Below are 11573 nucleotides of genomic sequence, written 5' to 3' on the forward strand. Positions count from 1 at the left end.
GCCGACAAGCCTTACGAGAAGTTGATGAAGCCCGTATACATGCCCATCCCGCAGACGTACCGCAGCGACCCGGGCCGTTGCGGCGGCAGGCGCACGGTGGCGGGCAGCGTCACGTCGCGCCCGTCGATCGTCACCGTGCCCGTGCAGCCCTGGTCCACCAGCTTGAAGACCACCTCGACCGGCACGCCCGCGCGCGCCGTCACCATCGCGGGCCGGTAGCCCTCGCGGGTGGCGAAGATCGTGACCGTCTCGGCCCCGGGGCCGGCCGCCGGGGGCGCGGCGGGGCCGGGGAGCCAGCCGCCCAGGTTCACCCCCGCGCCCGCCGTCCAGAGCCCGGCGGCGATGGCCGCGACCCCGGCGAACCGGGCCAGCCGGGTCCGCGAGATGCGCCGCAGCACGTATCCGAGCAGCGCGAACGCGGGCGCGGTGCCGACGACGAACCCCGCCATGGCCGCCGCCCCCGCCACGGGGGAGCCGCTGGAGATCGCGATCATCTCCACGCCGAGCGTGACGCCGCAGGGCACCAGGATGGTGGCCGCGCCCAGCAGGGGCGCCTTGTAGCGGGAGGACACGGCGTGTGACGGCGCCGCACAGTCGGAGCGCCCGCGTCTCATGAGCCGGACGGCGAAAACGATCACGGTGAGGCCGGCCGCGACCAGCAGCACCGCCCGCACCTGGGGCGGCAGGCTGACGACCGAGCCGAGCAGGCCGAGCAGCGCCCCGCCCGTGGTGTAGGAGGCCAGCCGCCCCGCCAGGAACCAGCCCACCAGCGCGGGGTCGCGACCGTGGCAGTGGTCGACCAGGCCCATGAGCAGCCCGCCCTGCGTCGCCGTGCACGTGGCGGTCCCTGCCAGGAGCCCGGCGGCTACTCCGCCGGCGAGCAGGGCGGCGACCTGAGCGCTCAGTGGACGAGCGCCAGGCCGTCCAGAGCGCCGCTCTTGGCGGCCTCCACGATCGAGCCGAACTGGTCGAGGCTCATCTCGACCCGCTGCCCGAAGTCGTCGGTGATGACCACCTGGCGCTCCTCAGGCGCCGTGTGGTCGACGAACAGCTCGGGGCACCCGCAACTGCACTGGCCGCAGAACCTGGCGATGGACTGCATTCTTGTCCCCACTCTCTATGAAGCCGTATACGAAACGTAACGCGGCATCATGGATGCGGCCAGTGACACTAATTGCACCCTTAGTGATGTTTATGCTGAGCCGCCTTTGAGAACGGATATCTTTTCGAGGTATTCGTCGTCGCTCATCTCGCCGCGAGCGTACCGCTCGGCGAGAATCTGCTCCGCGGCGGCGGTCGGGCCGGCCGCGGCGGGTGCGGGCGCGTGGCGGGAGCCCCACCAGCCCCTGCGCCTGGCCGTGATCGCGAACGCGACGACGGCGACCCAGAACAGGCCCCAGACGAGCGGGACGATCGGCGAGAAGCCGCCGCCGGCCCAGTGCGGGCCCCACTGCGTGCCCCATTCGGTGATGGTGTGCATGTCTCCTCCTTGACGTGTACTCCAAGGGTCCGCCGGACGGGGACGCGCCGAATCGGACACCGGGCGGCGTTCTCGCTGCGCCCCGGGGAGTGCTCAGGCGGGCCGGCCGTACGCCTGCGGGGGTAGGACGCCGGTGCGTTTCATCGTCCGCAGGACCGGGGCGGTCTCCAGGGTCTGGATCGCGTCGAGTGCGCTGACCCGCTCCGTGAGGTAGCGGTACAGGCCGGCGTTGTCGCGGCAGACGGCGGTGGCGAGGAGGTTCGTCGGGCCTGTGGTGACGGCGGCGAAGGAGATCTCTGGATGGCCCGACAGGGTCCTGGCCACGTCGAGCAGCGCGGACGGGCGTACGGACACCCACAACCTGGCCTCGGCGCGGTAGCCGAGGAGCCGGGGGGAGTAGTCGAGCTGGACGCGGAGCGCGCCCGAGGCCCTGAGCAGGCCGAGCCGGCGCTTGACGGTCGACTCCGACCAGCCGGTGGCCCCGGCCAGCTCGGCGTACCCGGCCCGGCCGTCCCTGGCCAGCGCGTCGAGGAGGGGGCGGTCCTCCTCCTCGGGGAGGAGGCCGTCGCGCCCGTCCGGCGGCGCGGGGCGCAGCCGCGCGGCCTGCTCCTCGCTCAGACAGGCCAGGCCCGGCCAGCCGTCCGGCGTGGCGAAGCCGTGCAGGAGCGCGTGCGCGGTCATGTCCAGGACTCGGCCGGTGCGCGGCAGCTTCTCCAGCAGGACCGCGTCGGGGGACTGCGTGAAGCACGAGATCTCGGTGCCGCCGGACAGCAGGTGCACCCAGTACGTGTCCGGCCGCCTGGCCAGCGCCTCGGCCACGGCCGTCCCCGCGTCGGGGGTGCAGCGTACGCGCAGGGTCCACGGCGTGTGGCCGAGCCGCGCGCCGTCCAGCCCGCCGACCACCCTGATCACGCCGGCCGCCGACAGTTTCCGGTAGCGGCGGGCCACGGTCTGCTCGGAGACGCCCAGCACGTCCGCGATCCTGGCGAACGGGGCCCGGCCGTCGAGCTGCAACGCGTGCACCAGGGCGCGGTCGGTGCCGTCGAGGGTGGCGGATTCCATCGCATCAGCCTATGCGGCTGGAGGATATCGGCCGGAACCTCGCCTGGAAGCGCGGCTCGCCGGGTGCCGTGGCCAGGCTTGACCGCATGATCCTCGTAACAGGAGCCACCGGGAACGTCGGCCGGCCGCTCGTCCACCAGCTCGTCGAAGCGGGCCTGCCCGTACGCGCCCTGACCCGGCGCGACCCCGCCACCGCCGGACTGCCGCGGGCGGCCGAGGTCGTGCGGGGCGACCTCGAAACCATCGGCGACTGCCTGGACGGCGTCGAGTCCGCGTTCCTCGTCTGGCCCTTCCACACCGCCGACGCCGCGCCCGCCGTGGTCAAGGCGATCGGGCGGCACGCGCGCCGCATCGTCCTGCTGTCGTCGGGCGCGGTACGCGACCAGCCCGACTCCTTCGTCGGCCGCTCGCACCAGGAGGTCGAGCAGTGCGTCGAGCAGGCGGGGCCGGCCTGGACGATACTCCGGCCGAGCACGTTCGCGGCGAACGTGCTCTGGTGGGCCGGCCAGATCCGGGCGGGGAACGTGGTGCGTGGCGCGTACGGGGCCGTGCCGATGGCGATGCTGCACGAGCGCGACATCGCCGCCGTCGCCGCCCGAGCCCTGACCGCGCCGGACCCCGCCGGGACCGCGCCGGACCGCGCCGGGGCCTCTCCTGGCCGCGCCGGGGCCTCTCCTGGCCGCGCCGTGGCCTCGCCGGGGTATGACGGGGCCCGGCTCGTGCTGACCGGCCCGCAGGTGCTGACCCAAGCCGAACAGGTACGGATCATCGGCGAGGCGCTCGGCCGCCCGCTGCGCTGGCAGGAGCTGACCCGCGCGGAGGAGCGGCGGCGGCTGCTGGCCGACGGCTCCTTCCCGGACTCGTTCGCCGACGCGCTGCTCGACGGCTACGCCCGGATGTTCGACGGCCCGCCGCCCGCGCTCACGACGACGGTGGAGGAGGTGACGGGACGCCCCGCCCGTACGTTCGCGCAGTGGGCCAGAGACCACGCGGCCGACTTCGCCTAGCGCCTAGGCCAGGCAGAACTCGTTGCCCTCCGGGTCGGCCATGACCACCCAGTCGTCGTGCGTGGCCAGCAACGTCGCCCCCAGCCCGGTCAGCCGGTCGATCTCGGTATCGAGGTGGTCGGCTCGCAGGTCGAGGTGGAGGCGGTTCTTGACGATCTTGCGTTCGGGCACCCGCTGGAACCACAGCCGCGGCGACCCGCCCTCGACCAGGACCGTGGGATCGTCCTCCGGATCCTCGACCCCCTTGCCGCGCAGCCGCGCCAGCTCGGCCTCGTCGTAGGGCGCCACGGCGTAACCGTCGAGCGCCGCGGCCCAGAACCTGGCCAGCGACGCCGGGTGCACGCAGTCGACCACGACGTCACGCAGCCTGGCCACCGGGTCTCCTCGCCTCGATGAGGAACCGGGACGAATGCGCGATGAACGGCCCGTCGGCCTCGATGCGGTCATGCAGCGCCCGCAGCTTGTCCTGGTAGCGCGCGACGGAGAACCCCGGCACGATCCAGATCACCTTCCGCAGGAAGTAGATCACCGCTCCGATGTCGCGGAACTCCATCCGCAACCGCTCGGAGCGCAGGTCCACCACCTCCAGCCCGGCGGACTCGGCCGCCTGCCGGGCCCTGCCCGGATCGCGGCTGGAGCCGTCGTGCGGACCGTAGAAGTAGTCGGTCAGCTCGGCGACGCTCCACGGCCCGACCTGCTGGGAGAAGTAGGTCCCGCCGGGCCGCAGCACGCGGGCGATCTCCGTCCACCACGTCTCCACGGGGTGGCGGCTGGTCACCAGGTCGAAGACCTCGCTGCCGAACGGCAGCCGCGGCTCCTCGTCGTCGGCCACCACCCACGCGCCGCGCGGGCGCAGCCGGGAGGCGGCCAGCTTCAGGTTGGGCGGCCACGATTCGGTGGCGACGGTCACGGGCGGCAGGACCGGCAGCCCGGCCAGGATCTCGCCGCCGCCGGTCTGGATGTCGAGCGCGGCCCGCGCATCGGCCATCCGCCGGCCGAGGAGCCTGGTGTAACCCCACGAGGGCCGCTCCTCGGTGGCCCGGCCGTCGAGCCACGAGAAGTCCCAGCCGTCCACGGAGACGGTGTCCGCCTCTTGGACGAGATCGTCGTATGTGCGGCGCATTCTTTGACCTTGTCAGGGCCATCGATGGGCGTACAACCAAATTTCCCCCACGCTGTGGTCACCCCCGGGGTGCGCGCCCGCGTCTTGCGACGCGGCGGGCGTACGGCCGCTCGGGGTTGGGAGCCCGTGTATTCGACACGGCGGCTTGGGAGGTGTGGGCCCGCATCTTTCGATGCGGCGGGCGCGGGCCGTTCGTCGCGCTATTCGATTCGGCTGCGTACGGCCGACCGGTCGATGCCGAGCTGGTCGACCAGCTCGGCGACCGGGTCGGGGCGGTCCTGGGCCAGCAGGGCGAGGACGAGCTGGCGGGGAGCCTGGGCGGAGCGGGTCTTCGACGTCGTGGCCTTGATGGCGCGGTTGATGGCCGCGCGGGCGCTCGACGTGAGCGCGGTGCCGGGGACCGCCGGATGCTTGCGCGGCGCCTTGGCCGGCGGCATGTCGCCGACCTCCAGGCCCAGCATGCGCAGCGCCGCCCGGTCGAGCTCGTCGAGCGCCGTGCGCGCGGTGGCGAGGTCGACGCCCAGCGCCTGGGCGGAGTCGCCGTGGTGCAGGAGGCCGAGCAGCAGGTGCTCGGTGCCGAGGCGCCGGTCGCCGCGCTGCCTCGCCTCCTCGAACGCGGCCTTGACCACCACCGCGAACGGGCTCTTCTTGCTGCCGAACATGGTGTGACCCTCACTTTCCGTATTTGGCGTGCACCGACTGCCGCGACATGCCGAGCGCGTCGCCGATCTGCTCCCAGGTCCAGCCCTGCTCCCTGGCCAGCGCCACCGACATCGCCTCGACCTGCTCGGCCAGCCGGTGCAGCGCGCCCACCGCCCGCAGGCCCATGGCGGGGTCGCTCGACCTGATCCGCTCGGACAGCTCTGTTACGTCCACGTTGTCAGGCTAGCTTGACAGCTCGGATTTTGTCAATCTAGCCTGACAGGCATGGAAGATGTGCTGATCGTAGGTGCGGGCCCTGTCGGCCTCATGCTCGCGTGCGAGCTGGGCCTGGCGGGGATCCGCCCGATCGTGCTGGACAAGAGACCGGAGCCCGGCGACCTCCCCAAGGCGAACGGACTGGGCGGGCAGATCATCGACCTGCTCGACCATCGCGGCCTGCTGGAGCGCTTCAGCGCCGGGAGCCCGTTCTCCGGGCGGGCTCCCGGGTTCCCGTTCGGGTCGGTGCCGCTGCGGTTCGCGGGGCTGGACGACATCCCGCTGCGACTGCTGATGATCCAGCAGCCCAGGCTGGAGCGGCTGCTGGCCGAGCGGGCGGCCGAGCTCGGGGCCGAGATCAGGCGCGGGCAGGAGGTGGTCTCGCTGGCCCAGGACGAGCACGGCGTGACCCTGGGCATCGAAGTCGGGCCAGGCGTCGAAGGCGGGCCGGGCGCCGGAGACGGGCCGGGCGTCGAAGGCGGGCGCCGGGAGGTGCGGGCGCGGTACGTCGTGGGCGGCGACGGCGGGCGGAGCCGGCTGCGTGAGCTGGCCGGCGTCGGCTTCCCCGGCACCACCGACGACGAGGTGCTGCGGATGGGGCATTTCGCCGCCGACGTGAGCGTCTTCGAGTCCCCGCAGGTGAGCGGCCTGCAACCGGGCTGGAATCGGAGGCCGTACGGCCGCGTGCTGCTCACCTCGCTCCAGCCGGGCGTGGTCATCGCCGGGGTGCGGGAGAAGGGGGCGTACTCGGGCGGGCCCGTGACGCGGGAGGAGTTCATGGCGGCCGTACGCCGGGTGCTGGGCGAGGACCTGCCGCTGGGCAAGCCGATCTGGCTGTCGGCCACGGTCTCGCAGGCCAGGCTGGCCGAGCGGTACCGGGCGGGGCGGGTGTTCCTGGCGGGGGACGCGGCTCACCTGTTCCCGGCCGGTGGCTCGGCGCTCAACGTCGGGATGACGGACGCGGCCAACCTCGCCTGGAAGCTGGCCGCCAGGCTGCGCGGGCGGGGGGCGGAGTGGTTGCTGGACACGTACGAGTCCGAGCGAAGGCCCGTCGCGGAGCGGGCGCTGATGCAGACCCGGGCGCAGGCGGCGCTCGACCGGGTGGAGGGCGAGGACGGCGAGGCGCTGCGGGCCCTGCTCACCGAGGTGTTCGCGCACGAGCAGGCCGCCCGCCACCTGGCCGCGATGCTGCACGGCTCCGACACCCGCTACGGCTCCGGCAATCTCCCAGGCGGCGAGCATCCGCTGGTCGGCCGGTTCGTCCCGGATCTGGTGCTGGCGGACGGGCGGCGGGTGGCCGAGCTGATGCGCGCGGCCCGGCCCGTGCTGCTCGACCTGGGCGGCGGCGGCACCGTGCCCGGCGACTGCGCCGGCTGGATCGACGTCGTCCGCGCCCGCTGCGACGATCCGCCCGCAGGGGCGCTGCTGATCCGCCCCGACGGGTACGTGGCCTGGGCGGGCACGGACGGGCTGGCCCAGGCCGCCGGGAAGTGGTTCGCCGGCGCACCCGCCCACGCCTGAGCGGGCTCAGAGCCAGCCGGGTTTGACCAGGCCGGACTCGTAGGCGATCACGACGAGCTGGGCGCGGTCGCGCGCGTGCAGCTTCATCATCGCCCGCGACACGTGCGTCTTGGCCGTGGCAGGCGACATGAACAGCTTCGCGGCGATCTCGTCGTTGGTCATGCCGGTGCCGACGAGGGAGAGCACCTCGCGCTCGCGGTCGGTGAGCTGGTCGAGGCCGTCGGCGGCGATCGGCTCCTTGGCGCGGGAGGCGTACTCGGCGATCAGGCGGCGGGTCACGCTGGGCGACAGCAGCGCCTCGCCCGCCGCCACCACCCGGACCGCCTGGATCAGCTCGGCCGGCTCGGTGTCCTTGACCAGGAAGCCGCTGGCCCCGCCGCGCAGCGCCTCGAAGACGTACTCGTCCAGCTCGAACGTCGTCAGGATGATGATGTGCGGCCCCGGCGGCATCATGCGGGTGGCGGTCAGCCCGTCGGTGCCCGGCATGCGGATGTCCATCAGCACCACGTCAGGCTGGTGCTCGCCGGCCAGCCGCACCGCCTCGGCGCCGTCGGCGGCCTCGGCCACCACGGTCATGTCCGGCTGGGCGTTCAGCAACGCCTTGAACCCCGCCCGGACCAGCGCCTGGTCGTCGGCCAGCAGCACCTTGATCATGACGTCTCCTCGGGTAGTGGCAGGCGGGCCTCGACCTGGAAACCGGTGCCCCCAGGGACCGGCAGCGGGCCCGCGACCAGCGAGCCGCCCAGCGCGGAAGCCCGTTCGCGCATGCCGGGGATGCCGTTGCCGCTGCCGGACTCGGACAGTACCGCAGGCGTGGTCGCGCCGCTGTCCCGCACGAGGACGGCCAGTTCCTGGGTGCCGTACTCCAGGCGCACGGTCACCTCGGAGCCGGGGGCGTGGCGGGCGGCGTTCGTGAGCGACTCCTGCACGATCCGGTACGCCGCCCGCTCGACCTGCGGCGGCAGCGGGCGCGAGCCCACGCGTTTGAGCGTCACCTGCAGCCCCGAGCGCTCGACGAGCTCGTCGAGGCGGTCGAGCCCGGCGGTCGGGGAGCGGGGTGCGCCTTCGCGCAGCACGTTGAGCACCGAGCGCATCTCGCCGAGTACCTCCTTGGAGGCCGTCTTGATGGTGGCCAGGGCGGTGCGGGCCTGCTCGGGGTTGTCGTCGATGAGGTGCAGCGCGGTCGACGCCTGGACATGGATGAGCGAGATGTTGTGCGCGAGCACGTCGTGCAGCTCCTGCGCCATGGTCAGGCGCTCCTCGCTGGCCTGCCGCCTGGCCTCCTCCTCGGCGGTGCGCCCGCGCTCGGCCCGCCGCTCCTTGACGATCCTGACCAGCTCGGCCAGCACCATCAGCAGCATGATGAAGGTGAGTATCCACACGTTGTGGAAGAGGTCGCGGTTGCCGACCAGCCAGGCGTAGCTGAGGAACGACAGCAGCGTCATCCCCGCCATGCCCCAGGCGATCACCCGCTTGCCCCGCGTGACCAGCAGGAACAGCAGGACTCCCGGGCTGATGAAGCTCGGGCCGTAGGCGTACCCGCCGACGAGGAACAGGTCGCACGCGGCGAGCGCGGCGGCGGTCGAGACCAGCGGGAAGCGGCGGTGCGCCAGGATCGCCAGCGGCCCGACCAGCAGCAGCGCGTAGGCGTAGGGGTCGAGCGGCTCCCTGAACGCCTGCTGCCCCCACGAGGCGCCCTTGGCGATCACCATCTGGGCGGCGGCCACGATCAGGGCGAGATAGGGGTCGAATCCATACTTCCCACGCACGCCCCTACGCTAGATCACCCCTCTGACCAGCGCATCACCCCTGCGTGTGAGGGGGCCCTACCACGATGGGCGTACCTGGGCCATCGTGGACACCATGCGCCGAGTGATCGTTCCCGCAGCAGCAGTCCTCGTCTCTCTCGTGTCCGCGCCACCCGCGCTGGCACAACCACAGCAGAAAGTCCCGGTCGCCGAGGGGTACGGCGGTGCCGTCGCCACCGTCGACCTCGACGCCAGCAAGGCCGCCATCGCCGTGCTCAGGAAGGGCGGCAACGCCGTGGACGCCGCCGTCGCCGCCGGCGCGGTGCTCGGCGTCACGGAGCCGTACTCCGCGGGCCTGGCCGGCGGCGGCTTCATGGTCTATTACGACGCCAGGCAGCGTAAGGTCTTCACGATCGACGGCCGCGAGACCGCACCGCAGGCCATGACCTCGACGACGCTGGAAGGCATCCCGTTCGAGGAGGGCGTGACCAGCGGCCTGTCGGCCGGGGTGCCGGGCACGGTCGCGAACTGGGACCTGGCCCTGCGCCGATTCGGTACGTTCTCCCTCAAACAGGCACTCCAGCCCGCGATCGAGGTCGCCTCCAAGGGCTTCGTCGTGGACCAGACCTTCTACGACCAGACCGCCGCGAACGCCGCCCGCTTCGCGGACATCTCGACCACGGCCAAGCTCTACCTGCCGAACGGCGCCCCGCCACCCGTCGGCTCGGTCTTCAAGAACCCCGAGCTCGCCGCCACGTACCGGGAGCTCGGCAAGCGCGGCCCCGACTGGCTGTACGGCGGCCGGCTCGGCGCGGAGATCGTGGCGACCGTCAAGCAGCCGCCGGTCACCCCCGGCAGCGCCCGCAACGTCCGGCCCGGCCTGATGGAGCTGTCGGACCTGCGGGCCTACCGGGCGCTCCTGCGCGAGCCCACCAAGATCTCCTACAACGGCCTGGACGTGTACGGCATGGCGCCCCCGTCCTCCGGCGGCTCGACGGTCGGCGAGGCGCTCAACATCCTCGAAGCGCTGCCCAGCGTCGGCCTGCACGAATATCTGGAGGCGTCCAGGCTGGCCTTCGCCGACCGGGGCAAGTACGTCGGTGACCTCCCGGGCGTCCCGCTCAAGGAGCTGCTGTCCGACGGCTTCGCCAAGGAGCGGTCCTGCCTGGTCGGCGCCACGGCGATGGCCCACCCGGCCGCCCCGGGCAACCCGGACGGCTCGTACGAGTCGTGCGCCCGGCCGACGGGCACCGCCACCCCGGTCGCGGACGAGGGACCGGAGACCACCCACCTGGTGGTCGCCGACCGCTGGGGCAACGTGATCGCCTACAACCTGACCATCGAGTCCACCGGCGGCAACGGCATCGTCGTGCCGGGGCGCGGCGTGCTGCTCAACAACGAGCTGACCGACTTCACGTTCGGCCCGGCCCCCGGCGACCCGAACCTGCCCGCCCCCGGCAAGCGGCCGCGCTCGTCGATGGCGCCGACGCTGGTGTTCGACCACGGCAAGCCGGTGCTGGCGGCCGGTTCGCCCGGCGGCTCGACGATCATCACGACCGTGCTGCAGATCCTCGTCAACCGCTACGAGCTCGGCATGAGCCTGCCGGACGCCCTCGCCGCGCCGCGCGCCACCCAGCGCAACACCGCGCAGACGCAGGCCGAGCAGGCATTCCTGGACAGGTACCGGGCCGAGCTGGAGGCCAAGGGGCACAGCTTCGTGCTCAACCCGGAGATCGGCGCCGCCACGGCGCTGGAGTTCGTCGGACGCGGCCGGATCCAGGCGGTGGCCGAGCCGGTCAGGCGCGGCGGCGGCAGCGCGATGGTGGTGGCGCCGGGCAGATGAGCCCCTAGCCCCGTCTCCCCGCTACCAGGCCGGCGGCGAACAACCCCGGCATCACCTCGCCGGCCTGGTCGCGGGAGACGCCTCGGGCTTCGTACCCGGGCCCGCGCAGAGTCCGGGTGGGGAAGGGTCAGCCGGCCGTCGGATTCGACCGGGCGTGGACTCGCTTGGAGAGGATCCGGATGGCCGTCGCCTTGTGAAAGTGCTGCAGCGTCACGCTCTCCGCGGTGTCGGCGTCGCGCGCGGCGATCGCCGCCAGGATCGCCCGGTGCTCCTCCAGCGCCTGCTTCTGGCGGGCCTCCGAGCTCAGCGTGGTGGAGTTGAGCCGTTCGATCAGGGAGCGCGTCTGCTGCAGGAAACGCCTGAGCGATGAGTTGCGTGCCGCGTCCCACACCGCGTCGTGAAAGGCGTGGTTGAGCTCGACGATCTCGGAGACGTCGCCGCCCATGGCCGCTTCGAACCGCTCGGTGAGCTCCTCCATCAGCGCGATGTCCAGATCGGTGCGGGTGGAGGCGGCGAGCCGGGCGGCCAGCGCCTCCAGCGCGTCGCGGACGGTGCACGTCTCGGACAGCTCGTCCGCGGAGAGCTCGTTGACGAGCAGGCCGTGCTGGGAGGCGCGCAGCAGGCCGTCCGACTGGAGGCGGCGCAGCGCCTGCCCCGCGGGCGTGCGGCTCACGTTGGCCCGCGCCGCGATGTCGCCCTCGACCACGCGCATGCCCTCGGGCAGCTCGCCGCGGATGATCGCCTGCCGCAGGTATTCGTACAGCTCGTCGGCGATGGGCCTGTTGCCGGGGAGCGTGATCGCCGGCGCGTCGTCGCGAGGTGGTAGAGGTTCGTCCATAGGTCACAGAATACAACTGAATCCCGGGGTACT

General features: G+C 72.7%; 14 protein-coding genes. 3 read left to right on the forward strand and 11 right to left on the reverse strand.

Annotated elements, in window-relative coordinates; all coding sequences use genetic code 11:
- Window positions 1-11: 11 nt before the first annotated feature.
- The 4 genes from ETD85_RS19205 to ETD85_RS19220 form a co-directional block, all read right to left on the reverse strand.
- The gene (locus ETD85_RS19205) at window positions 12-905 is read right to left on the reverse strand and encodes an urease accessory protein UreH domain-containing protein (RefSeq protein WP_206058408.1); all 894 of its coding nucleotides are present in this window, start codon (window positions 903-905) and stop codon (window positions 12-14) included.
- Complete coding sequence (locus tag ETD85_RS19210) at window positions 902-1102, reverse strand: hypothetical protein (RefSeq protein ID WP_138691109.1); 201 nt, start codon at window positions 1100-1102, stop codon at window positions 902-904. Before ETD85_RS19210 ends, ETD85_RS19205 begins: the two co-directional genes overlap by 4 nt.
- Window positions 1103-1192: 90 nt before the next feature.
- A complete protein-coding gene (locus tag ETD85_RS19215; RefSeq protein ID WP_138691110.1) occupies window positions 1193-1480 on the reverse strand; it encodes an SHOCT domain-containing protein in 288 nt (95 codons plus the stop codon).
- 93 nt (window positions 1481-1573) lie between these two features.
- Window positions 1574-2542 carry an Lrp/AsnC family transcriptional regulator gene (locus tag ETD85_RS19220; protein ID WP_138691111.1) on the reverse strand — a complete coding sequence of 323 codons (969 nt, stop codon included), beginning with the start codon at window positions 2540-2542 and terminating at the stop codon, window positions 1574-1576.
- An 11-nt stretch (window positions 2543-2553) separates the two neighbouring features.
- Between ETD85_RS19220 and ETD85_RS19225 the strand changes: the two genes are divergently transcribed.
- On the forward strand, window positions 2554-3549 hold the full coding sequence (locus ETD85_RS19225) for an NAD(P)H-binding protein (RefSeq protein ID WP_240779241.1): 996 nt from the start codon (window positions 2554-2556) through the stop codon (window positions 3547-3549).
- Between the two features lie 3 nt (window positions 3550-3552).
- Here the strand turns inward: ETD85_RS19225 and ETD85_RS19230 are convergent, their stop codons facing one another.
- From ETD85_RS19230 to ETD85_RS19245, 4 genes are all read right to left on the reverse strand, one after another.
- Window positions 3553-3924, reverse strand: a complete 372-nt coding sequence (locus ETD85_RS19230; protein ID WP_138691112.1) for a VOC family protein — start codon at window positions 3922-3924, stop codon at window positions 3553-3555.
- Window positions 3908-4672, reverse strand: a complete 765-nt coding sequence (locus ETD85_RS19235; RefSeq protein WP_138691113.1) for a class I SAM-dependent methyltransferase — start codon at window positions 4670-4672, stop codon at window positions 3908-3910. The genes ETD85_RS19230 and ETD85_RS19235 overlap by 17 nt, the downstream gene beginning before the upstream one ends.
- A gap of 200 nt (window positions 4673-4872) precedes the next feature.
- Entirely contained in the window at window positions 4873-5334 is a 462-nt protein-coding gene (locus tag ETD85_RS19240) for a Clp protease N-terminal domain-containing protein (protein WP_138691114.1), read from the reverse strand.
- Between the two features lie 10 nt (window positions 5335-5344).
- Window positions 5345-5548: a helix-turn-helix domain-containing protein gene (locus tag ETD85_RS19245; RefSeq protein ID WP_138691115.1), complete on the reverse strand. Its 204-nt coding sequence runs from the start codon at window positions 5546-5548 to the stop codon at window positions 5345-5347.
- Between the two features lie 51 nt (window positions 5549-5599).
- Here ETD85_RS19245 and ETD85_RS19250 point away from each other — a divergent pair, with 51 nt between their 5' ends.
- Window positions 5600-7111: an FAD-dependent monooxygenase gene (locus ETD85_RS19250; RefSeq protein ID WP_138691116.1), complete on the forward strand. Its 1512-nt coding sequence runs from the start codon at window positions 5600-5602 to the stop codon at window positions 7109-7111.
- Window positions 7112-7117: 6 nt separating this feature from the next.
- Here ETD85_RS19250 and ETD85_RS19255 read toward each other — a convergent pair whose 3' ends face one another.
- Together ETD85_RS19255 and ETD85_RS19260 are read right to left on the reverse strand one after the other, a co-directional pair.
- A complete protein-coding gene (locus ETD85_RS19255; protein WP_138691117.1) occupies window positions 7118-7765 on the reverse strand; it encodes a response regulator in 648 nt (215 codons plus the stop codon).
- Window positions 7762-8880 (reverse strand): sensor histidine kinase, encoded by a 1119-nt coding sequence (locus ETD85_RS19260; RefSeq protein ID WP_138691118.1) that lies wholly within the window; start codon window positions 8878-8880, stop codon window positions 7762-7764. Before ETD85_RS19260 ends, ETD85_RS19255 begins: the two co-directional genes overlap by 4 nt.
- Window positions 8881-8974: 94 nt before the next feature.
- On the opposite strand from ETD85_RS19260, the gene ETD85_RS19265 reads away from it, so the two are divergent.
- Complete coding sequence (locus tag ETD85_RS19265) at window positions 8975-10702, forward strand: gamma-glutamyltransferase family protein (protein WP_138691119.1); 1728 nt, start codon at window positions 8975-8977, stop codon at window positions 10700-10702.
- A 127-nt stretch (window positions 10703-10829) separates the two neighbouring features.
- Here ETD85_RS19265 and ETD85_RS19270 read toward each other — a convergent pair whose 3' ends face one another.
- Window positions 10830-11540, reverse strand: coding sequence for a GntR family transcriptional regulator (locus ETD85_RS19270; protein WP_138691120.1), 711 nt, complete (start codon window positions 11538-11540; stop codon window positions 10830-10832).
- Between the last annotated feature and the right edge of the window lie 33 nt (window positions 11541-11573).

The sequence above is a fragment of the Nonomuraea zeae genome (assembly GCF_005889725.1).
In the GTDB taxonomy this organism is placed as follows: domain Bacteria; phylum Actinomycetota; class Actinomycetes; order Streptosporangiales; family Streptosporangiaceae; genus Nonomuraea; species Nonomuraea zeae.

Bases quoted from the DNA above. Each gene is read 5' to 3' on its own strand.
- ETD85_RS19235 (WP_138691113.1), bottom strand. From the start codon at position 4,672: ATGCGCCGCACATACGACGATCTCGTCCAAGAGGCGGACACCGTCTCC.
- ETD85_RS19225 (WP_240779241.1), top strand. From the start codon at position 2,554: ATGCGGCTGGAGGATATCGGCCGGAACCTCGCCTGGAAGCGCGGCTCG.
- ETD85_RS19220 (WP_138691111.1), bottom strand. From the start codon at position 2,542: ATGGAATCCGCCACCCTCGACGGCACCGACCGCGCCCTGGTGCACGCG.
- ETD85_RS19250 (WP_138691116.1), top strand. From the start codon at position 5,600: ATGGAAGATGTGCTGATCGTAGGTGCGGGCCCTGTCGGCCTCATGCTC.
- ETD85_RS19240 (WP_138691114.1), bottom strand. From the start codon at position 5,334: ATGTTCGGCAGCAAGAAGAGCCCGTTCGCGGTGGTGGTCAAGGCCGCG.
- ETD85_RS19265 (WP_138691119.1), top strand. From the start codon at position 8,975: ATGCGCCGAGTGATCGTTCCCGCAGCAGCAGTCCTCGTCTCTCTCGTG.
- ETD85_RS19255 (WP_138691117.1), bottom strand. From the start codon at position 7,765: ATGATCAAGGTGCTGCTGGCCGACGACCAGGCGCTGGTCCGGGCGGGG.
- ETD85_RS19270 (WP_138691120.1), bottom strand. From the start codon at position 11,540: ATGGACGAACCTCTACCACCTCGCGACGACGCGCCGGCGATCACGCTC.
- ETD85_RS19210 (WP_138691109.1), bottom strand. From the start codon at position 1,102: ATGCAGTCCATCGCCAGGTTCTGCGGCCAGTGCAGTTGCGGGTGCCCC.
- ETD85_RS19215 (WP_138691110.1), bottom strand. From the start codon at position 1,480: ATGCACACCATCACCGAATGGGGCACGCAGTGGGGCCCGCACTGGGCC.